General features: G+C 67.6%; 15 protein-coding genes. All 15 read right to left on the reverse strand.

What is annotated here, in order from left to right:
* Positions 1–14 precede the first annotated feature (14 nt).
* The 15 genes from BM133_RS27505 to pncA all read right to left on the reverse strand — a co-directional run bounded on the left by BM133_RS27505 (position 15) and on the right by pncA (position 21,266).
* Positions 15–2,405 carry a type VI secretion system Vgr family protein gene (locus tag BM133_RS27505; RefSeq protein WP_093441071.1) on the reverse strand — a complete coding sequence of 797 codons (2,391 nt, stop codon included), beginning with the start codon at positions 2,403–2,405 and terminating at the stop codon, positions 15–17.
* Positions 2,406–2,429: 24 nt separating this feature from the next.
* Positions 2,430–5,144 (reverse strand): type VI secretion system ATPase TssH, encoded by a 2,715-nt coding sequence (gene tssH / locus BM133_RS27510; RefSeq protein WP_093441073.1) that lies wholly within the window; start codon positions 5,142–5,144, stop codon positions 2,430–2,432.
* The gene (gene tssG, locus BM133_RS27515; RefSeq protein ID WP_093441076.1) at positions 5,141–6,340 is read right to left on the reverse strand and encodes a type VI secretion system baseplate subunit TssG; all 1,200 of its coding nucleotides are present in this window, start codon (positions 6,338–6,340) and stop codon (positions 5,141–5,143) included. Before tssG ends, tssH begins: the two co-directional genes overlap by 4 nt.
* The gene (gene tssF, locus BM133_RS27520) at positions 6,337–8,217 is read right to left on the reverse strand and encodes a type VI secretion system baseplate subunit TssF (protein ID WP_093441078.1); all 1,881 of its coding nucleotides are present in this window, start codon (positions 8,215–8,217) and stop codon (positions 6,337–6,339) included. The genes tssG and tssF overlap by 4 nt, the downstream gene beginning before the upstream one ends.
* The gene (gene tssE / locus BM133_RS27525; protein WP_093441266.1) at positions 8,217–8,744 is read right to left on the reverse strand and encodes a type VI secretion system baseplate subunit TssE; all 528 of its coding nucleotides are present in this window, start codon (positions 8,742–8,744) and stop codon (positions 8,217–8,219) included. The genes tssF and tssE overlap by 1 nt, the downstream gene beginning before the upstream one ends.
* 32 nt (positions 8,745–8,776) lie before the next feature.
* On the reverse strand, positions 8,777–9,655 hold the full coding sequence (locus BM133_RS27530) for a type VI secretion system accessory protein TagJ (protein WP_093441081.1): 879 nt from the start codon (positions 9,653–9,655) through the stop codon (positions 8,777–8,779).
* A 154-nt stretch (positions 9,656–9,809) separates the two neighbouring features.
* The gene (locus BM133_RS27535) at positions 9,810–10,292 is read right to left on the reverse strand and encodes an Hcp family type VI secretion system effector (protein ID WP_093441083.1); all 483 of its coding nucleotides are present in this window, start codon (positions 10,290–10,292) and stop codon (positions 9,810–9,812) included.
* 44 nt (positions 10,293–10,336) lie between these two features.
* The gene (gene tssC, locus BM133_RS27540; RefSeq protein WP_093441086.1) at positions 10,337–11,845 is read right to left on the reverse strand and encodes a type VI secretion system contractile sheath large subunit; all 1,509 of its coding nucleotides are present in this window, start codon (positions 11,843–11,845) and stop codon (positions 10,337–10,339) included.
* Positions 11,846–11,889: 44 nt separating this feature from the next.
* Positions 11,890–12,462 (reverse strand): type VI secretion system contractile sheath small subunit, encoded by a 573-nt coding sequence (gene tssB, locus BM133_RS27545; protein ID WP_093441089.1) that lies wholly within the window; start codon positions 12,460–12,462, stop codon positions 11,890–11,892.
* An 88-nt stretch (positions 12,463–12,550) separates the two neighbouring features.
* Entirely contained in the window at positions 12,551–13,648 is a 1,098-nt protein-coding gene (gene tssA / locus BM133_RS27550) for a type VI secretion system protein TssA (RefSeq protein WP_093441091.1), read from the reverse strand.
* Between the two features lie 140 nt (positions 13,649–13,788).
* A complete protein-coding gene (locus tag BM133_RS27555) occupies positions 13,789–14,976 on the reverse strand; it encodes a fumarylacetoacetate hydrolase family protein (protein ID WP_093441094.1) in 1,188 nt (395 codons plus the stop codon).
* Between the two features lie 114 nt (positions 14,977–15,090).
* Positions 15,091–18,834, reverse strand: coding sequence for a molybdopterin cofactor-binding domain-containing protein (locus tag BM133_RS27560; RefSeq protein ID WP_093441096.1), 3,744 nt, complete (start codon positions 18,832–18,834; stop codon positions 15,091–15,093).
* Positions 18,831–19,340, reverse strand: coding sequence for a (2Fe-2S)-binding protein (locus BM133_RS27565; RefSeq protein ID WP_093441099.1), 510 nt, complete (start codon positions 19,338–19,340; stop codon positions 18,831–18,833). The genes BM133_RS27560 and BM133_RS27565 overlap by 4 nt, the downstream gene beginning before the upstream one ends.
* Positions 19,318–20,478 carry an ABC transporter substrate-binding protein gene (locus tag BM133_RS27570; protein WP_093441101.1) on the reverse strand — a complete coding sequence of 387 codons (1,161 nt, stop codon included), beginning with the start codon at positions 20,476–20,478 and terminating at the stop codon, positions 19,318–19,320. Before BM133_RS27570 ends, BM133_RS27565 begins: the two co-directional genes overlap by 23 nt.
* 62 nt (positions 20,479–20,540) lie before the next feature.
* On the reverse strand, positions 20,541–21,266 hold the full coding sequence (pncA, locus tag BM133_RS27575; protein WP_093441104.1) for a bifunctional nicotinamidase/pyrazinamidase: 726 nt from the start codon (positions 21,264–21,266) through the stop codon (positions 20,541–20,543).
* Positions 21,267–21,272 lie beyond the last annotated feature (6 nt).

Here is a 21,272-nt window from a genome sequence, read left to right on the forward strand (position 1 = left end):
TCGCTTGCGGATTGCTAGAAGAAGGAAAACAAACCGGCGATCTTTGCGGCGACTCCGCTCAATTTCGCGGAAACCGCGTCATTCGACTGATTCAATGCAACATTGGAAAACCTGAGAAGCTTGAAGTCCGCTGCCACCACCCCGACGTTCGAAGCGGCTCCCGCAAACGTCATGCTCAGCGGTGTTCGCATGATGAAGTGATGGTCGGCATAGGTGTGGATCGTCGGCGCCTGCGACTGGATCAGGTTGTCCGACCTCGAGATGATTTCGTCCTTCGCGTGCGACCTGATGTATTCGCCGGCCGTCGTGTCGACCCCGACCTTGTATTCAACGGAATTCCGGTTGGATCTGTGCGTGACCTTGTCGGCCTCCACCAGCCAGTTCTTGCCCGGCGCCCTGAAGGTGATATCGCCGCCGTCGGTCTCCACGGTGTAATCGCCCTTGATGTTCGCCTTGTAGAAACCGCCTGTCTTCAGGGTCGCGAACATGGCGACGTCCACCTCCAGCCGGCCTTTGGTGGTCTTGAGAATCTTGCGGCCCACGGTTTCGGTGTGCGTTTCTGTCACCGTGAGTTCCTTCGTCCCGGTGACCGTTTCGTTCAGGTGGGGTTTGATGAACCGGTCTTCGCCCGTGTCCACCGTGTCGTGCCGCTTGCCGGTCACGTGGATGGTCTGGTTGCCGATGACGTCGACCTGCTGGTTGCCGCCGTTGACCTTGATGAACTGGTCGCCCCCGTTGACGGTGATCTTCTGCGGCCCGCCCTCGTTGACGGTCAGCGTGTGCGGACCGTTGATGGTCTCGTCCAGCGAGGTGTCGCCGGTGTAGGTGTCGGCGCCCGTGATGATAGTGGTGCGCTCTCCGTCCACCGTGTGCAACTCGTTGTTCTCCACCTCCAGCGTGAAGTCCTTCTGCGCATGGATCTTGATCGACTCGCACCCCGGATCGTCGTCGATGATGAAGTGGTTGGCCAACTCGCCGTCGCCCTTGATCGTGCGGCTGATGAAACCGCTGACCGTCGCCTTCGCCGGCAATTCGAGCGGCGGCATCTGGTCGGCGTTGTAGACGCGGCCGATGATGATCGGCCGGTCGGGACAACCGGCAATGAAATCGACGATGACCTCCTGCCCCACGCGCGGATGATTCACTGCGCCGAAGTTCGAGCCCGCCCACGCGCTGGACACGCGCACCCAGCAGGAGCTGTTCTCGTTGCGCTGGCCGTAGCGGTCCCAGCGGAACTGCACCTTCACGCGGCCGTACTTGTCGATCCAGATGTCTTCGCCAGGAGGCCCGACGACGGTGGCAGTCTGCGGGCCGTGGGTGCTGGGCGCGCGCGTGACGCGCGGCGCCCGGAATGGAAACGAGGTGGGCTGCACGCCGAAATGAAAACCGTACTCGCCCGGCGCTGCGCCGGTGGCGTAGCCGCCCTCGCGCAGGCTGTACATCACCGAGACGATCAGGTACTCGCGGTTGTCCTCGTTGCGCGGCGCGTTCTGCATGGTGAAGCGATAGCCTGGGGCCATGCCGCGCACGTTGGCGTGGCCGGTGTCCAGCTCCGCCTGCGCCTGCGCTTCCTCGAGCCGGATGCGCGCGTAGTGCTCGCCCTGCCCCGCATCGCTGTAGCCGCCCAGCCATTCGTACATCTCGTACTGGCCGTGATCGTTGCCACGCGGCTGGCTGCGGGTGGTGAGCAGGTCGGCCTTGGGCTTCTTGAAGTCGAAGTCGTCCACGACATAGGTGCCGGGGCGGATCTCCTCGGTCACCTCCCATTGGTCGATCACTTCGCGGCCGGGGTCGGACACGCGGTCGGTCGCAAGATAGCCGATCTTCGGGTACTCGGGCAGCGGCTCGTGGGCGCCCATGTCGTCGGCCAGCACCAGCGTGTGCTGGTTCTTCTCGTGCTTGAAGTAGTAGTAGATGCCTTCGTGTTCCATCAGGCGGCTCACGAAGGCGAAGTCGGTCTCCTGGTACTGAACGCAGTACTCCCATTGCCGGTAGGAGGCGCTGAGCTTCTTCTCGAAGGCAAAGCCGTATTCGCCGAGCACCTCCTCCAGGATCTCGACCACCGACTTGTTCTGGAAGATCTTGCAGTCGCTGGTGCGCGTGAGGTACCAGAGCCAGGGCCGCACCGAGGCGCGGTACACGGTGTAGCGGGAGGAGCCGCCTTCGCGGCCGATCATCGTGAAGCGCGTGATCTGGCCGTTGAGATAGCGCGGCGCGCCGTTGATGGTGACGATCTCCAGCGTGAGCGGCTTGCCGAGCACGGCCTTCATGTCCACCGAGGTGTTCGGGCTGAGCAGGTCCACCTCGAACTCGAACAGCTGCGAGAGCCCTTCGTTGCCATGCATCGAGCGGAACAGCAACTGCTCCTCTCCAAGCGGTGTGTGGGCTTTGACGACTCTGGCCATGACGCGCTCCCTTTCTCTCTTGGACTAGCGTTCAGAAAATTCGTAATGGAAATCGTCGCCCGCCGCGCTCAGCTGCACGGCGGCGAGCTTGCGCGCACTGACCGTGGCGCCAATGACTTCCTCGCTCAACCGCGGCAGGATGGTGTGCGTCAAGATCGCATCGATCATCCGGCCACCCGACTCTATGGCGGTACAGCGGCGCGCCACAAGCTCCACGGCGCTGTCGTTGTAGTCCAAGGTAATGCCGTGGTTCGCCGCGAGCCGCGTGGCAATGCGGTCGAGTTGAAGACGGATGATGCGATGCAACGCATCGGCCTGCAACGGGTAATAAGGCACTACAACCAGCCGCCCGAGCAGCGCGGGCGCGAACACCTTGAGCAGCGGTTCGCGCAGCGCGGCCGCCAGCGGCTCGGGGTCGGGGCGCAGGGTCGGGTCTTCGCACAGCTGCATGACCAGGTCGGTGCCGACGTTGGAGGTCATGATGATCACGGTGTTGCGAAAGTCGATGTGCCGGCCTTCGCCGTCTTCCATCCAGCCCTTGTCGAACACCTGGAAGAAGATCTCGTGCACGTCGGTGTGCGCCTTCTCGATCTCGTCGAGCAGCACCACGCTGTAGGGCCGGCGGCGCACCGCCTCGGTCAGCACGCCGCCTTCGCCGTAGCCCACGTAGCCGGGCGGTGCGCCCTTCAGCGTGGAGACGGTGTGCGACTCCTGGAACTCGCTCATGTTGATGGTGACCAGGTTCTGCTCGCCGCCGTACAAGGCCTCCGAAAGTGCCAACGCGGTCTCGGTCTTGCCGACGCCCGAAGGGCCGCAGAGCAGGAACACGCCGACGGGTTTGTTGGGGTTGTCCAGCCGCGCGCGGGCGGTACGAATGCGCCGCGAGATGGTCTCCAGCGCATCGGGCTGGGCCACCACGCGGGCCGAGAGAATCTCGCCCAGGCGCAGCACCGATTGCGCATCGTCGCGCACCATGCGGCCGATGGGAATGCCGGTCCAGTCGGCCACGACGGTGGCGATGGCCTGCGCATCGACCGCGGCGAGGATGAGCGGCGATTCGCCCTGCAGCTGCACGAGCTTGTCTTGCGCCGCGTCGAGTTCGGCGCGAATTTCTTCGGGCTTTTTTTCGGGCCCAGAGGGCGCGGTGTCCTGCGACTCTTCATCGCGCTCTTCCACTTCAGCCTGCGCCGGCACGGCCGCAGGCGACAGCAACTTGCGCAACGCCACGATGCGCTGCACCAGCGCGGCCTCTTCCACACGTCGCTGCTCCAGCAGATCGAGCTCGGCCTGCGCCGCGGCCACCTGGGCCGCGATGTCTTCGACACGCTTGTGCTCGCCCACACCGATGGCGGCCTCGCGCCCCGCGATGCCCGACTCGATGCCCAGCACTTCGATGCGCCGCTGCAGGTCTTCCAGCGCCGCAGGCAGCGCATGCTGGCTCAACGCCACGCGCGCGCATGCCGTGTCGAGCAGGCTCACCGCCTTGTCGGGCAATTGCCGCGCGGGAATGTAGCGGTGCGACAGGCTCACTGCGGCTTCGAGCGCGGCATCGAGGATCAAGACGCCGTGGTGCTTCTCCAGCTCCGCCGAAATGCCGCGCAGCATGATCACCGCCTTGGGCTCGGTGGGCTCGTGCACCTGGATGGTCTGGAAGCGCCGCGTGAGCGCCGGGTCTTTCTCGATGTACTTCTTGTACTCCGACCAGGTGGTCGCGCCGATGGTGCGCAGCCGGCCGCGCGCGAGTGCGGGCTTCAACAAGTTGGCCGCATCGCCGGTGCCGGCCGTGCCGCCCGCGCCGACCAGCGTGTGCACCTCGTCGACGAACAGCACGATGGGCTTGGGGCTTTTCTCGACCTCGTCGATCACCTGGCGCAGCCGTTGCTCGAACTCGCCCTTCACGCCCGCGCCGGCCTGCAGCAGCGTGGGGTCGAGCACCCACAGCGACACGTCTTTCAGCGATGGCGGCACGTCGCCCGAAGCCAGGCGCGAGGCGAGCCCCTCGACCACCGCCGTCTTGCCGACGCCGGCCTCGCCGGTGAGCAGCGGATTGTTCTGCCGGCGGCGCATGAGGATGTCGATGATCTGGCGGATCTCGTCGTCGCGGCCATACACCGGGTCGAGCTCGCCGGCACGCGCCTTGGCCGTGAGGTCGCTCGCGTACTTGGCGAGTGCCGAGCCGCCGGCCGGTGCGCCATCGCCCTGGTGCTGCGCGGCCGGCGCGCCGCCGCCCGATCCCGCGTTCGGCGCGACGTCGTAGTCGTCTTCCGGCGAGCCTTCGGTCCACGCGGCGAGCTGGGCCACCAGCACGTCGGGCACGATCTTGTCGAACTCGCGCGAGATGCCCGAGAGCACCTGGCGCAGCCCCGGCGTCTTGATGATGCCGGCCAGCAGATACGCGCCGCGGATCGACGTGGCCTCGAAGCGCAGGCTCGCATACACCCATGCGCGCTCGACGGCGTTGTCCACGTGCTCGGAGATGTCGCTGATCGACGTGGCGCCATGCGGCAGGCGGTCGAGTGCGCGCACGAGGTCCTGCTCCACCGCATCGAGGTTGAGCCCCGCGCGCTTGACGATGCGCAGCATGTCGCTGTCCTGCAGCTGCAGGATCTGGTGCAGCCAGTGCACGAGCTCGACGTAGGCATTGCCGCGCAGCTTGGCGAAGGCGGTGGCGGTCTCCAATGCCTTGTAGAGCATCGGGTTCAGCTTGGAGAAAAGAGAGACGCGGCGGATGTCGGTCATAGGGCCATGGAAGATGCAGACTCGGCAGGCCCATCGGCCGCCGATGCGTTGCGGGGATACAGCGCCTCGGGCTCGAACAGCATGTCGCCGGCGTCGGTGTTCGCGAGGCGGGTGCCGACCCAGCTGCCCCAGCCCAGGCGCTGGTCGCTGCCCAGTTGCATGCCGCGCGCCTCCTGCTTTCGGAGCACGAGCCGCAGCTCCCAGGCGAACTCGATGCCGACGTACTGCCGCACCCAGTCGACCACCTGCTGCAGCCGCCGGCTGCCCGGCAGGAACGTGTTGAACTGCTCGCGCGAAAGCGGCCCGAGCTCCAGGCGAAACTTGCTCTGCGCGTCGCGCACCGCGAGGCCGATGGTGGCGCCACCGCCCAGCCTGTGGTTGCGTCCGAAGAGACCGAGCCGGCTCACCTGGCGCTCGTCGATCATCACCCAGTCGCTCACGAATTCCTCGACGCGCACGGGCACGTCGAAGTACAGGCGCAGGATCTGGACGAGGCCCTCGGGGTTGCGCGTCTGGCGCACGAGGTGGCCCGCCATGAAGGTGCGCGCATGGTCGGCGATGCGGTCGCGCTCCTTCAGGCCCGGCTGCCCCATGTTCATGAGGCTGGCCACGTAGTCCACGAAGCGATGGCCGTCGGGGCGGTCCAGGCTGTTGACCGACTGCGCATCGGCCCAGGCCCGGTAGAACAGCAGGATGAGCCGGTGATGGAACAGGTCGGCGAAGGCGCTGAGGGTGTGGTCGTTGTGGTGGCGCTTGCGTTCGCGCGCGTACTCGGTCAGGTGCAGCGGCAGCGGGCCGTTGGGGCCGAACAGGCCGAAGCCGTAGATCGAGATGCGCGGCGGCCCGTCGCCATCGACATCGACGCCCGACACGTTCGAGGGCGCGAAGGCCATCGAGGGCTCCTGCCCGAGGCGCAGCGGCTCGTCCGAGGGGCGGGGTGCGCGGCCCAGCAAGGCATGGTCGCCCTGCGCGTCGAGCCGGCGCAGCAGCATGAACAGGTCGTGCTCGAAGGGCTGATCGACCAGGCCGGCCCACAGCGCGGGGTCTGCCAGCAGGGCGTCGCGCCGGCCCGTCGTTGCAATCTCTGGCGGCGTCTCGCGGCCCGTGGGTTCATCGATCGAGCTCGCCTCGAACGCCTCCTCGCCCTCCGCCTGCGCGGCTTGCTGCATCCCGTCGGAGAAGCCGGCTGCGCTCATACGGCGGGGCGGCGTCCGACCCGTGGGGTCCAGCGCGCGATTTCGCCGCGCTGCAGGCTGGAGAGCGCGAACTCGGTGAAGGCATTGAGCGATACGTGGCGGCTGAAGAACTGCTCCAGCACCGCGCCGAAAAGATAAGGGCTCGCGCCGGAGAACGCGACCTCGTCGATCTTGAGCGCCACCTCCACGCCGCGCCCGAAGACGATCGGCCCGGGCTCCGGCAGGCGGCGGAACACAGGCGCCAGCGCCATCGAGCGCACGCCCTGGATCTGGCGGCGCACCGCGGGGTCGGCCAGGTTGCCGTAGAGGTCGAGCATCTCGCGCAGCGCGGCGGCGCCCTGCGCGGCATCGACGTCGGTGAGGCTCAGGTAGTTCAGGCCCAGGTGGCTGATGAGCCGCCAGGTGAGCGCGCCCTCTGCCAGCGCGGGATAGGGCCGCGACGGGCCGCGCAGGATGCGGATCGACCGCACGGGCGCAGAGATGCGCAGCGTGAAGTCCGACTCCAGCCCGGTCGGCAGCAAGAGCGGCAGGTCGCGGTTGGTGCACAGCGCATCGAGCGTGATGTGGCGCAGGCTGTGCGGAAAGGGCGCGTCGTGCTGGTCCACCAGCGACACATACACCTCGCTTCCGGTGTAGCTGGTGCGCGTGCCCTGCGCGCGGGCGCGGTCGGACACCAGGCGTGGTTCCCGGCGCAGCGAGAAGTAGGCGCCGAAGTCGCCGTCGTCGGTCGCGAACGAACCGAGGAAGGGGCGGAACTCGCGCTCCTCCGAGCCATTGGCCATGTGGCCCGTGACGCGCTCGACGGTGAAGATCTCGAAGTCGCGCGGCCGCGTGCGATCGATCACCGCGTGGTGCTCGTGCTGGCCCGGCCCGACCGGGATGCGGTCGCTGCGGCGCGGCACCAGGTTGATGATGGGCGTGCAGAAGAGCGAGAAGTGCCTGGCATCGACCAGCCGCTCCAGGTCGCCGTCTGCGCGGTCCAGCAGGATCACGATCTCCATCGTGTTGCCGCTCATGGCCGAGACCGCGGCGCGCAGGTTCTTCACGCTGAAGAACAGGTAGCGGTCGGGGAACGCGAAGTACTCGTGCAGCAGCCGGTAGCCCTGGAAGGAGCGCGCGTCGTAGGGCAGCAGTGCCTGGTCGGGATCGAAGCCTTCGTGGCGGATGGCCTCGTCGCCCAGCGGCACGATGCGCGGGGCCCCGTCTTGGGCACCGGGGCCGCTGCGGCACACGGTGCCCACGCTGTGGTGCGCCACCAGTTCGAGCACGCGCAGTGCGTGCAATTCGGCGCCCGAGAGAAAGAACTCCAGCCGGTCCAGCGGCATTTCGGAAAACCGCGCGCCGCCCACCGCCTCGAGCTTGATGGTGATCGCGCTCTTGGCCTGGCGCGCCACCATCGGCATCGCGTGGCCGATCTCCGCGGGCACCGGGCCGATGCTGGCCTCGGCGATGCGGATGGGCCACAGCGTCACGGCGTGGCCGGTGCGGAACTCGCAGGCCGTCTGCTCGCCCTTGATCATGCGGCCGCGCAGGATGGTGTGGCGCGGCAGCTCGTAGCCCGCCTTCAGCGAGCCCTCGTTGAGGTTGCCGTCGATCTGCACCACCGCCATCGCGGGCAGCGGCGCGAGGAAGTTGGGGTACACCACTTCCAGCAGGCGCTGCGAGAAGCGCGGGAACTCCGCGTCCATCTTGAGCTGGATGCGCGCCGTGAGAAAGCTGAAGCCTTCGAGCAGGCGCTCCACATAGGGGTCGCTGACCTCGATGCCGCGCATGCCCAGGCGCCCCGCGATCTTGGGGTAGCGCTGCGCGAACTCGGCCCCGAGCTCGTGCATGTAGGTGAGCTCGCGGTTGTAGTAATCCAGCAGCCGGGCATCCATCAAAGCCCTCCCGTCGGCCGCAGGATCATGTGGCCGCTTTCCAGATCGAGCTCCGAACGCAAGATGAATTCGATCGGGTAAGGCACCGACCACAGCGTGCCGCGGATCTCCAGCGCGAGCAGGTTGTGGTGTTCGAGGTCGGTCGCATCGGTCACGCAGCGCACGTCGATGCTGTCCTTCATGATGCGCGGCTCGAAGTCGATGATCGAGGCGCGGATGGCAGCCTCGACGTCCGCGAAGTCCACCTCCGACATGCGCCCGCCGGCCCAGCCGCGCACGCCGTAGTTCACGACCGAGCGCCGCGCGCGCGGCATGGCGTTGATGGTGTGATCCGCGCCGAAGTTGGTGGTGTTGAGCAGCCACTGCAGGTCGCGCAGCACCGAGTCGCGCAGGAGCTTGCCGCTCATGAGGAAGCTGCCCGCGCGCTCCTGCCGGCTCTGCGGCTGCTTGTCGGTCAGGCGGTCGAGCAGCACGGGCTGCAGGCGGTCGCGCGCGACGCTTTCCTGCGGATCGCCATCGATGTCGATCGCCGCGGAACGGCTGGCGGGCAGCGTGGTGCTCACGGTGCGGCGCCTTCCGCAGTTCCGGTTGCCGCGTCGAATTCGACGAGCCGCACGTCGAGCAGCGAATGGTCGCCGGCTTCGCTGATGAGCGTGCGCTGGCCAGTGCCCGCGTACTGCTCTTCGCCCGCGAGCGGCAGCCAGTCGGTGCGGCGGCCCAGCGTGGTTTCGTCGTCCAGCCCGTCGAGCTTGCCCGGGTAGCGCACCGGCACCAGGCCGTTGAGTCCGCGGCCGTCCTGCAGCACGATCTCGGCCGGCGTCCACAAGAGGTCGACCAGGTGCTGCGGGCGCTTGAACTTCAGGCGGCGCACCGCATGCAGCGGCAACCACGCATAGCCCGAAGGCGTGAGGAGTTCGAGCACGGCGCCGATGCGCACGTCGCCGTCGCAGAGCCAGGCGAAACCGGCGGTCTCGACCGGCTCGCCGTCGATGGCCTGGACGGCGCGCGAGTCGGAGCGGTCGACCACGCTCAGCGTGCCCGGCGATGCGGGCGCGTCCTGCCGCGCCGCCTCGCGCAATGCCGCCGCTTCGCCGGCCTGCTCGGGCGGCAGCGCCGCAGCGGCGATCAGCCCGTCGACCCAGCCGGCCTGGCCGGCAACGACGGCCGGCGCGCGGCCGCCATTCCAGAAGTCGGTGCGATGGCGTTCGGCCGCCAGCGCCATCGCGCAGGTGGCGCTGGCCGGCGCGAAAGAGGGATCGATCTTCGCGGCGAGCTTGAGCTGGTCTTCAGCCCGCTGCCATTCGCCGCGCAGCGCGAGGAAGTGGCAAAGGGCAAGGCGCAGGCTGGCGTCCTGGGGACTGGCGCGAATCTGCCGCTGTACCCATTCGGTGTGCTCGGCCACGGAGCGCTCGCCCAGCACTGCAAACCCATCGCCCATGAAGCTTCCTCATTGACTGACTCGCGCACGAGGCGCAGTTGTCCGGTGGTGATCGATCCTCGGCCGGAAGGCGGGCCTTCTCTCTCTCAGTTTCTTCGGCGCGCGAGTTGCTCGCGCGGCCTGCCCCCGGCATGACGGCAACAACAGGAAGACTTCAGGCTTCCTTGTTTTCCTTGAGGTTCCAGGCCAGCACGGTCTCGGCGCCCTTGCCGCCCTTGTCGGTCTGCTCCCAGTACTGCTGCTTGACCTTGGCGGCCTGGAATGCGAACTGCACGAACACCGCATCCGAACCCTGCTCGGCCGTGTACTGCACCGAGGTGACCAGCACTTCCTCCAGCGTGACGCGCGTGTATTCGATCTGCGTGCCGCCGGCCTTGCACACCGACACCTCGACCTTGCCCAGGTGCTTGCCGCTCGCGCAGTTCTTCATGATGGAGGGCGCCGCCTTGTCGATGCGCGCGAGCACCTGCAGGTCGTTGAAGCTGGCCTTGCCCACGCCGCCGCCACCGCCGCTGACCATGTTTCCAGGCTGCGTTGCTCCCCATGCGAACGACTTGATATCGCTCCAATCCTTGTGGTTCGAGTCCTTGGATTCGCCGCTCGCGCTTTCAACGCGCATGAACATGTCTACTGCCATGATTACCCCCAAAGTTATTTGCGCCCTCGTGGAGCACCGTTGATTTAGCTGCTGTCCTTCTTGTTGGACGGCAGCTTCGAAACCAGCCGCAGAGAAACCGTCAGCCCTTCGAGCTGATAGTGCGGCCGGAGGAAAAACTTGGCGGCGTAGTAGCCGGGGTTGTCCTCGATGGCTTCCACCTGGACCTCCGCCGCCGCCAGCGGCTTCATTGCCTTCGTGTCCTGGGACGACGTGCCGGGGCTGCCGTCCACGTAGTTCATGATCCAGTCGTTGAGCCAGCGCTCCATGTCCTCGCGTTCGCGGAACGAGCCGATCTTGTCGCGCACGATGCACTTGAGGTAGTGCGCGAAACGGCAGCAGGCGAACAGGTACGGCAGGCGCGCCGCGAGGTTCGCATTGGCCGTGGCATCGGCGTCGTAGTACTCGGCCGGCTGCTGCAGCGACTGCGCGCCGATGAAGGCCGCGAAGTCGGAGTTCTTGCGGTGCACGAGCGGCATGAAGCCGTTCTTGGCAAGCTCGGCCTCGCGCCGGTCGCTGATCGCGATCTCGGTCGGGCACTTCATGTCCACGCCGCCGTCGTCGGTCGGGAAGGTGTGGGTGGGCAGGTTCTCCACCGCGCCGCCCGACTCCACGCCGCGAATCGACGTGCACCAGCCGTACTGCTTGAACGAGCGGTTGATGTTCACGCCCATCGCATAGGCCGAGTTGGCCCAGGTGTAGCGGGTGTGCGCGGCCGAATCGGTTTCTTCCTCGAACTCGAATTCGTCCACCGGGTTGGTGCGCGCGCCGTAGGGCAGGCGTGCCAGGAAGCGCGGCATGGCCAGGCCGATGTAGCGCGCGTCTTCCGACTCGCGCAGCGACCGCCACGCGGTGTGCTCGGTGTTCTGGAAGATCTTGGTGAGGTCGCGCGGGTTCGACAGTTCCTGCCACGAGTCCATCTGCATCACCGTGGGCGATGCGCCCGCGATGAAGGGGCAGTGCGCGGCCGCGGCGATCTTGGCCATCTCGCCGAGCATCTCGACGTCGGGCGGGCTGTGGTCGAAGTGGAAGTCGCCGATCAGCGCGCCGAAAGGCTCGCCGCCGAACTGGCCGTACTCGGCTTCGTAGACCTTCTTGAACAGCGGGCTCTGGTCCCAGCCGATGCCCTTGTGGCGCTTGAGCGAGCGCGCCACTTCGCGCTTGGAAGCGCACATCACGCGGATCTTGAGCTGCTCGTCGGTCTCGGTGTTGTTCACGAGATAGTGCAGGCCACGCCATGCGCCTTCGAGCTGCTGGAAGTCCTCGTGGTGCAGGATCTGGTTGATCTGCTCGGAGAGCTTGCGGTCGATCTCGGTGATGATGCCCTGAACAGTGCGATAGGCATCGTTGGAGATGGTGACCGTGCTCTCCAGCGCCTGCACGGCGAGCGTCTTGACGGCGTTCTCCACCGCCTCGCGCGCCTGGTCGGTCTTGGGTTTGAACTCGCGCTGCAGGAGGTCGGAAAACTCGTTCGGCGCGAGCGCCTCGACCGTGGTGGCCTGTGCGCGCGCTGTCTGTTTCGGTGCGGTGCTCATGGTGGAGATCCTGTCGGCTTGCTGTGCGTTGCCTGGCTTGGCGCTTACTCGGGGGAACCGCCGGGCGCATGGCCCGCTTTTTCATTCGCCGCATCGACCGCCTTGGCGACCGCGGGGTTGGGCGCGGACGCGAGCGACTTGAGCAGCGCCGGGTTCTGCAGCGCCTGCGCGATCAGCTGCTCGGCCCCGTTCTTGCCGTCCATGTACGAGAGCAGGTTCGACAGCTCCGTGCGGGCCGCGAGCAACTGCTGCAGCGCGCCCACCTGGCCCGCGATGCGCGCGGGCGAGAAGTCGTCCATGGTGTCGAAGGTGATGTCCACATTCATCTGGCCTTCGCCCGTGAGCGTGTTGGGCACCTGGAACGCCACGCGCGGCTTGATCGACTTCATGCGGTCATCGAAGTTGTCGATGTCCACCTCCATGAAATCGCGCTCCGCCAGGTCGGGCATCGGGTCGGTCTGCTTGCCCGCCAGGTCGGCGATCACGCCCATCACGAAGGGCAGCTGGATCTTGCGTTCGCTGCCGTAGATCTCGACGTCGTACTCGATCTGCACGCGCGGCGCCCGGTTCCGCGCGATGAACTTCTGACCACTGTTTCTGACACGGTTGTCTGCCATAAGCTTCCTCTTGAAACTGAATGCGTGGGTCGGACCTGGCTGTCTGTCCTGCTGGCCTCGGGCCTCCGGTATCGGCAGCGAGGGCCACCTATTGCGAGGAGGCTCCGCCGTTCAACGGCCGTCCGGCCAGGCTCTCTATCTTTTGCAATCCCTCGGGCACGAGCTCTTCGATGATCTGGAAGAAGTTGAGGTCCAGGAGTCTTTGCGCTCGCCGTATCAGCATGGGCGCCGGATGACTGGGCTCCGTGCGCTCCATGTACTGGCAAGCCTTCTCCAACAACACCTGCACATCATCACGGCTCGATATTTCAATCTCTTTAATACTTGTTGCGCGTAGGCCCGCGCCGACATTTGCGGCGCCGGAGGCTGCGGCCTGCGCACCCGCCACGGCACCCTGCGCGGTGCCTTGTGCATGCGCATCGCCTTCATGCGAAACGCTGGCCGCCGGCTCGGGCGGCGCCTGCTCGGGCATCAGCTGCACCACGGTGCGAAGCGAACGCTCGAGCCTGGAAAAATCCGGTGCCCAGCTCTGTCCCAGTGCGCGCTCGGAGGTCTCGCGAATGCGCTGCAGCAATTCGAGAGCGGCGCGCAGGGCCACCACCTGCGGCGTGGCCTTCTCGTGCGCGCGCCGCGCCGCTTCACGCAACCGGCCGATGCCGCCGGGGTAGTCGATCTGGTCGGCCTTGCTCGAATCGAGCAGGGCCTCGACCTGCCGCAGGCTCACCGACGAACCACCGTCGTCGAGCAGTCGTGCATCGCGCACGCTGCGCCCAAGGCCTTCGGCTTCGGCCAGTGCGGCCAGCGCATTCATGCGCGGCAGCGGGTCTTCGAAACCGTCGTCGGCGACGCGCGGATGCACGTCGTTCCAGAATTTCTGCAGCACCGCATCGACCAGCCTGAGGCCATCGACATAACCGGAAAGGCCGCGCGTCTCGGTCCATGCCAGGGTCAGCGGAACCAGCACCCGCAGGTCGCGCGTGCGTTCGCACAGCTGCCTGGCAATGCGCTCCACGCGAGCCCAGTCGGGAGGTTCGGCCGGAATGATCGTCGTGCCGAACTGCTGCTCCCGCTTGCCCGTCGTGGCCTGTTGCAGCGCCATGAAATCGGGGTCGTATTCCAGGTCTTCGCCGCACGGAAGCGAGCCTTCGACAGGCGACTGCAATAGATCGATCTCACTCGGCAACAACCGGTCCCCCTTGAGTTAACCATCATCAACGTTTGGTTATCTTGAGGGGAACAGGAACGGTGGTCAACCGCAACCGAATGCAACGCACGGGCGATGAAACCCAAAGAAGTACAACTTCTTTTTCACGTCACACAGAAGGATTACAGGAGACCACGCCCGCCAAGATTTCGCATCAACGCGCTTACGCCGAAAGTCCAACGCGGCGCCTGATCGGCATGCACGACGCGGTTGAACAGCGCGCCGAGTTCCGGTGCGCCGATGCGCACGTGGTCACCGACGACGTGGGTGAATCCTTGCCCAGGGCCGTGACGGTCTTGTGTCGGCGCGAACATCGTGCCGAGAAACAACATGAAGCCATCGGGGTAGTCGTGATGAATGCCGACGGCCTGCGACACGATGTCCAGCGGATCGCGGCTGATCCTGGTGAGCGAGCTCGAGCCCTCCAGCATGAAGCCTTCGGGCCCCGTCACTTCGAGTGCGACCGTGATGCGGCGCACATCGGCGATGCCGAAGTGATCGTCGAACAGGCGGATGAAAGGACCGATGGCGCACGAGGCGTTGTTGTCTTTCGCCTTGCCCAGCAGCAATGCGCTGCGGCCTTCGAAGTCGCGCAGGTTGACGTCGTTGCCGAGCGCCGCGCCCAGCGTCTCGCCGCGGCTGTTGACCGCGAGCACGACCTCGGGCTCGGGATTGTTCCAGACCGAGCCCGAGTGGATGCCCACGTCGGCCCCGGTGCCCACGGCGGCGAGCACCGGGGCCTTGGTGAAGATCTCCGCATCGGGGCCGATGCCCACTTCGAGGTACTGCGACCACACGCCCTGCGCGATCAGCACCTCCTTCACCTTCGCGGCCTCGGGCGAACCGGGCACGATGTCCGCGAGGTTGTCGCCGAGCACCTTGCCGATGGCCGCGCGCGTGGCCTCGGCCTGCGAGGCATCGCCGCGCGCCTGCTCCTCGATCACGCGCTCGAGCAGGCTCGCCACGAAGGTCACGCCGCTCGCCTTGATGACCTGCAGGTCGCAAGGCGCGAGCAGCCAGGGCTTGGCGTTGTCGCGCACGGTCTCGTCGCTGTTGGCGAGCACGGCATCGAGCGCGGCGATGCGCGGTGCCTTGCCGCCCTTGAGCGCATCGCGCACGGCGACCGACGGTGAGCCCTTGCCTTCGAGCAGGTCGCTCATGGTCGGCGCGAGCCTGGACAGGTCGTGCAGGCCGCCTTCGTGCACGGCCACCAGCACCGGGCCCACATCGGGTTGCCAGATGCGGCCGACCAGGGTGGCGCGGTCGGCGTCGCTGGGAAGGCTGGTCGAGGGCGAGAGGTTCAGGGCCATGGTGCTGTGTGTCTCCGTTGAGGGTGTTCGGTGCTGCGCGCGAACGATGAGGCCGATGCGCGACGCCGCATCGTAGCCTCGGCGGTGCGCAGGCGTGCGCACCGGGACAACGGCTCAGTGCGCCTTTGCGGCGCGCACGCGCGCCACCTGCGCGGGCAGGTCGGTCCACGCCGGCTCCTGCGGCGCGAAGCGCGCGCGCATGTAGCCGGCCAGCTCGGCGATCTGCCGGTCGTCCAGCGCTTCGCGGAACGCCGGCATGAAGCCGATGTCGCGGGTCGCCGGCTCGCGAACGCCATCCAGGATGGTGCGCAGCAGGTTGTCGGGGTGTGCGCTCGTGAGGGTGCTGCTGAGTGCGAGCGGCGTGTTCACGCCCAGCAGCGTGGGGCCGTTGCCGTCGTGATGGCACGAGGCGCAGGCGCTGTCGAACATGCGCTGCGCGGGCCCGAGCAACCGGCCCTGCGTGCGCGCCGCGTTGGCGATGGCCTGCTGCGCGAGGGCTTGCGGTTCGGCAGCCGGCGCCGGGTTGAACGCGCCGAGATACGTTGCCATCGCGCGCACGTCGGCATCGGGCACCTGGCCGAGTTCGCGCACCACCTCGGCCATCGGGCCGCCGGCGATGCCGTGGCGTTGCGTGTGGCCGTTGCGCAGGTACCGGTAGAGCTCTTCGGCATCCCACGGCACGGCGGATTTCGAAAGATGCGTGAGCGCCGGGGCCTCCCAGCCATCGACCATCGCGCCCGAGAGGAATGCGCTGCCGCCCTGCTCCGCGCCCATCGCATTGCGCGGCGTGTGGCAGGCGCCGCAATGGCCCAGGCCGTTGACCAGGTATGCGCCGCGGTTCCACTCGGCGCTTTGCGTGGCGACGGGCTGCAGCGGTGCCGGGTCGTGGAAGAGCGCGTTCCAGCCGGCCATCAACGGCCGCATGCTGAAGGGGAACTTGAGTTCGGACTTCGGCGTTTCCGCGCGCACCGCGGGCATCGCCATGAAGTACGCATAGAGCGCCTGCAGGTCGTCGTCGCTGGTCTTGGCGAAGGCGGTGTAGGGGAACGCCGGATACAGGTGGTAGCCGTCGCGCGAGACGCCTTCGCGCATCGCGCGCTGGAACGCGCTGAACGACCAGCGGCCGAGGCCCGTATCCGCATCGGGCGTGAGGTTGGTGGTGTAGAGCGTGCCGAAGGGCGTGTCCATCGCACGGCCGCCTGCGTTGGGCGCGCCGCCGGGTGCGGTGTGGCACACCGCGCAGTCGCCGAGCGCGGCGAGCACGCGGCCGCGTTCGATGGTGGACTGGCTGTAGACCGGTGCGGTGAGCGAGACGGGCGCGATGGTGGAGCGCCAGCCGAGCAGACCGGCGATGACGCCGATGCCGCCGATGAAGAGCGCGGCGCCGGTGGCCCACACGCCTTTGCGCCGAGGCCAGGGTGCATTGCGCCTTCCCCCGTTGGGGGAAGGTTGGGATGGGGGCACGGCAGCATCACCCTTCGAGCGCCGCATGCCCCCACCCCCGCCTTCCGCCAGAGGAGGAGGGAGCAAACCCCGATTCAATTCAGCGAGCACCGTCTCCGGCGTGAACGGCGGCGACCGGAACCGCACCCCCGTCGCATCGAAGATCGCATTGGCAATCGCCGCGGTTCCCGGCACCGACGACGACTCGCCCGCGCCCAGCGAAGGCTCGCCCGGCCGCGGCATGTGCATCACCTCGATCACCGGCACATCGCGGAAGCTGATGATCGGGTAGCTGCCCCACTCGCGGCTGGCCACCACGCCGGTCGGCAGCACGCCGGGCAACTGCGCACCACCCGTCGCCGTGCCCTGCTGCGGCGCGAACTTCACCTCTTCCATCAGCGCGCGGCTCGTGGTCTGGATCACGTTGCCGTGCACCTGGTGCTCGACACCCGCGGGGTTGACCATCAGCCCCGCGTCATGCCCCACCACCACGCGGCGCACATGCACCTCGCCGGTCTTGCGGTTGACCTCCACGTCGGCCACCCACGCGGCCCATGCGGCGCCGAAGCCCGGCCACTTGCTGTGGATGTAGCGCGCATAGGCAAAGCCCTGGCCGAAGAGGATGTCGCCACCCTCGCCGAGCCCGCCGTCCGCGTGCTCCTGCGGCCCGGTCCGCATGCGCCAGCCGGCCTTCTGCGCGGTGGCCTGCACGAGCTCGACCGCGCGCGGATCGTTCAGGTGGCGCAGGCGAAACTGCACCGGATCGACACCCGCCGCCGTCGCCAGCTCATCGATGTACGACTCGTGCGCGAACGAGCTCGGCAGCGCCGACACGCCGCGCAGCCACGAGGCGCGCACGATCGGCGCCATGTCGTTGACCTTCACGCGCAGGTTGTCGTAGCTGTACGGCGGGCGGGCGGTGCGGTCGCCCATTTCATAGGCCTGCGCGACCGGCTCGATGGTGCGCGTGAGCAGCAGCGCGAGCGTGGGCGCGCCGTTCGACGGATACGAGGTTTCGAAGTCGTAGGCGGCGATGCGGCCATCGGCCATCAGCCCGCCATCGACCTCCATCAACTGCGCAGCGCCCTTGGGCTCCCACGCGTGCTCCTGCTCGCGCGTGAGCTGCACGCGCACCGGCATGCCGACGGCGCGCGCGAGCAGCGCCGCATCGGCCGCCACGTCGTCGGCGCCATTGCGGCCATAGCAGCCTGCGGCTTCCATGCGGACCACATCGACCTGCACGTCGTCCACGGCCATGAGTTTCGCGAGATCGGCGCGCAGCACGTGCGGGTTCTGCGAGCCGGCCCACACGCGCAGCTGCATGCCGCTGCCGTCGGCCGGCTGCCAGTCGGCCAGCGCGCACGACGGGCCGATGGAGGCGTGCATCTGGTAGGGCCAGACGTAGGTGCGCCGCATCGGCTGCGCCGCCGATGCGATGGCGCCATCGACGTCGCCTTCGTCCACGAGCAGGCGCTGCGTCGAAGGGTTGTCGCGCAGGGCCTGCGCGAGGTCGCCGAGGTCGGGCATGCCGGGCCACGGCTTCCACGTGACGCGAAGGTCGCGCAGCGCCTGCTCGGCGTGCTCTTCGCGCTCGGCCACGATGCCGACGAAATCGCGGACCACCACGACGGCGCGAATGCCGGGGATGTGCGCAATCGACGATTCATCGACCGATTCGAGCGTGTTGCCGATGAACTCGCCGTGGTCCGCGCCCGCATACGGCGGGCGCACGACGCGGCCGTGCAGCATGCCGGGCACGCGCATGTCGTGCACGAACACGAGGTCGCCGGCGAGCTTGGCGGGAATGTCCACGCGCGCCTGGCGCGTGCCGACGATGCGGTAGTCGGCCGGGTCCTTGGGTTGCGCGGCCGGGTCCAGGCGCAGCACCGTGCGCTGATGCACCACGAGGTCTGCGTAGTTGATGTGGCGGTCCGGCGCCTCGGTGACGCGCACCACGCCATTGCGCGCCTGCAGCCCGTCGATCGCAACGCCCAATCGTTCGGCCGCGCGGGCGAGCAGCCAGGCGCGCGCCTGTGCTGCGGCCAGGCGCAGCGGCTGCGCATGGATCTGGATCGACGCGCTCGCGATCGTCGCGCCCTGGTTGGGCACGCGCGCGGTGTCGCCCAGCATCATGCGCACGCACGGCATGCCCAGGTCGAGCTCTTCGGCCACGATCTGCGACAGCGCGGTCTGGATGCCGGTACCGAGATCGACGTGGCCGTTGAGCGCCGAGACGCTGCCGTCGTCCCAGACGGCGATCAGGATCTCGTCGCCTTCGATGGGGTTGCCGGCAATCACTGCAGGCTGGCCCTTTGCGGGTGCCGGTGCAGCGGGCGTCTCGCGCACCACGAGCAACACGCCCTCGGCAGCGAAGAACTCCGCGCGGGTCTGTGGCAGGTCGGCGCGGCGTGTCATGCGGCCTTGTCTTCGTGCGCGGCGCTCATGCGCGCGGCCGCGCGCTGCACGGCGTCCAGGATTTCAATGTGCGTGCCGCAGCGGCACAGGTTGCCCGACAGCTCGCTGCGAATGCGCGCCTCGCTCGCCTGCGGATCGCGCGCGAGCAGCGCCGCCGCCTGCATCACCATGCCATTGAGGCAGTAGCCGCACTGCGCAGCCTGCGCGTCTTCGAAGGCGGCCTGCACCGGATGCCAGCGCCCGCGCGAGCCCAGCCCTTCGAGCGTGGTGACCTTGCGGCCTGCCACGCCGTGTGCGGGAATCACGCACGAACGCGCGGCCACGCCGTCGACATGCACCGTGCACGCACCGCATTGCCCCAACCCGCAACCGTACTTGGGTCCGTTGAGGCCGAGGTCGTTGCGCAGAAAGTGCAGCAACGACGCCTCGCGGGGCACGCTCGCGAGCGACTGCGCCTGGCCGTTGACCTGCAGGTGCAGCGGCTCAGCGCCGCAACTGGCCGTCACGGGTGTACATCTCCAGATCCACGAAGGTCGAGCCGTTGTGGTTCTTCGCGCTGTAGTCGATGGGGAAGTCACCGAAGCGCGTGCTGCCGATGCTCTCCAGGCCGGCGACGAAGCTGTCGCGCGTGAGCGTCTTGCCCGCGCGGCGCAGGCCCTCGACCATCACGCGCGCGACGATGTAGCCCTCCAGCGTGGTGTAGCTGTCGATCTTCTCGCCGAACTCGGCGCGATCGCGCTGGTAGTCGGCCACGATGGGCACGCGCTGCGCGGTCGGCGGCGGCACGATGCTGGCCGTGACCAGGCCCGCGAGTTTGCCGTCCAGCCGCTTGGCCGAGCCGGCCGCATCGGTGATGCCGACCGACAGCGTGTACAGCGGCGCACCCACGCCGCCCGCGCGGTAGTCGCGGATGAAGGTCTCGACCATGCGGCCGGCCATGATCATCACGACCGCGCCGGGCTTGGCCGCGGAGATTTCGGTGGCGACCTGTTTCGCGTCTTCCGCGGTGATGGCCAGCGGCAGCGTCTTGACCACCTGCACCTTGTACTCGGCCGCGAGCTGCTCGCAGGTGGCGAGGTTCGACTTGCCGAAGGGGCTGTCCTGGAACACCACCGCGATCGAGGAGATGCCGATGGTCGAGAGGTGGCTGATGATCTTGCGCAGCTCCAGGTCGTAGCCCGCGCGCACATGAAAGAGATTGCGGTTGACCTTGGTGCGAAACGACGTGGTGCCCACCAGCGGCGCGAACATCGGAACGCCCGCCTTCTCGGCGAGCGGCATCGCGGCCGCGAGGTTGCCGGTGGCCACGAAGCCGGTGAGCGCGAAGACCTTGTCCTCGTCGATCAGCTTGGCCGTGTTGACGGCCGTCTTCGCCGGGTCGTAGGCATCGTCGTAGGTGACCAGTTCGATCTTGCGGCCGTTGATGCCGCCCGACTTGTTGACGCGATCGAAGTAGAGCTTGATGCCCGCGCGGTAGTCGACGCCGAAGTCTTTCGCCGGCCCGCTGAACACGGCCGACTGGCCGATGCGGATGGTGGTGTCGGTCACGCCGTTCTCTGCGCGTGCCGGCCGCAGAAGGCCGGGGCCCAGTGCCAGGGCTGCGCCGCCCGCCACTAGGGCGCGCCTTGAAATCGAAAGCTTCATGCGTCGTTTGTCTCGGAGTTGTCGTTGTTGTTGTTGTTGTTGTGCATGGGCGAGCCGTGTGCTCAGGTGCCCTGGACGTCGGCCGACTGGATGCGCTTGACGCCCTTGGCGGCCATCTGTTTCCATGCGGCTGCGAGCGAACCGTTCAGGTCGATGCCGCGCGTGGCGTCTTCGATCACGTAGGCCTCGAAGCCGGCCTTGCGCGCGTCCATCGCGGTCCAGGCCACGCAGAAGTCGGTGGCCAGGCCGGTGACGAACACGGTCTTGATGCCGCGCGCCTTCAGGTAGCCGGCCAGGCCCGTGGCCGTCTTGTGGTCGGCTTCCTCGAAGGCCGAGTAGCTGTCCATCTCTTTATGGAAGCCCTTGCGGATGATGAGCTGCGCGGTCGGCACCTTCAGGTCCTTGCCGAGCGCGGCGTCTTCGGTGCCTTGCACGCAGTGGTCGGGCCACAGCACCTGCGTGCCGTAGTTGAGCTTGGTGGTCTCGAACGGCTTCTTGCCAGAGTAGGTGCTCGCGAAGGAGGCGTGGCCGGCGGTGTGCCAGTCCTGCGTGACGACGATGTTCTCGAACGCCGGTGCCAGCGTGTTGATGACCGGGATCACCTCGTTGCCGCCCTTGACCGCGAGCGTGCCGCCGTCCAGAAAGCAGTTCTGCACATCGACCACGATCAGCGCGGCCTTGCTGCCGGGCTTGATCTTGCCGGCCGCGAAGGCGGAGAGACCGAAGCTGCCGAGGCCGCTCATGAGCCCGAGGGCAGCGGCGGACTTCAAGACGATTCTGCGATGCATGGTGTG

It is taken from the genome of Variovorax sp. 770b2 (assembly GCF_900115685.1).
In the GTDB taxonomy this organism is placed as follows: Bacteria; Pseudomonadota; Gammaproteobacteria; order Burkholderiales; family Burkholderiaceae_C; genus Variovorax.

Excerpts from the sequence above, each read along its gene's own strand:
- BM133_RS27505 (WP_093441071.1), bottom strand. The coding sequence starts at position 2,405 with ATGGCCAGAGTCGTCAAAGCCCACACACCGCTTGGAGAGGAGCAGTTG.
- tssH (WP_093441073.1), bottom strand. The coding sequence starts at position 5,144 with ATGACCGACATCCGCCGCGTCTCTCTTTTCTCCAAGCTGAACCCGATG.
- tssG (WP_093441076.1), bottom strand. The coding sequence starts at position 6,340 with ATGAGCGCAGCCGGCTTCTCCGACGGGATGCAGCAAGCCGCGCAGGCG.
- tssF (WP_093441078.1), bottom strand. The coding sequence starts at position 8,217 with ATGGATGCCCGGCTGCTGGATTACTACAACCGCGAGCTCACCTACATG.
- BM133_RS27530 (WP_093441081.1), bottom strand. The coding sequence starts at position 9,655 with ATGGGCGATGGGTTTGCAGTGCTGGGCGAGCGCTCCGTGGCCGAGCAC.
- BM133_RS27535 (WP_093441083.1), bottom strand. The coding sequence starts at position 10,292 with ATGGCAGTAGACATGTTCATGCGCGTTGAAAGCGCGAGCGGCGAATCC.
- tssC (WP_093441086.1), bottom strand. The coding sequence starts at position 11,845 with ATGAGCACCGCACCGAAACAGACAGCGCGCGCACAGGCCACCACGGTC.
- tssB (WP_093441089.1), bottom strand. The coding sequence starts at position 12,462 with ATGGCAGACAACCGTGTCAGAAACAGTGGTCAGAAGTTCATCGCGCGG.
- BM133_RS27555 (WP_093441094.1), bottom strand. The coding sequence starts at position 14,976 with ATGGCCCTGAACCTCTCGCCCTCGACCAGCCTTCCCAGCGACGCCGAC.
- BM133_RS27560 (WP_093441096.1), bottom strand. The coding sequence starts at position 18,834 with ATGACACGCCGCGCCGACCTGCCACAGACCCGCGCGGAGTTCTTCGCT.
- BM133_RS27570 (WP_093441101.1), bottom strand. The coding sequence starts at position 20,478 with ATGAAGCTTTCGATTTCAAGGCGCGCCCTAGTGGCGGGCGGCGCAGCC.
- pncA (WP_093441104.1), bottom strand. The coding sequence starts at position 21,266 with ATGCATCGCAGAATCGTCTTGAAGTCCGCCGCTGCCCTCGGGCTCATG.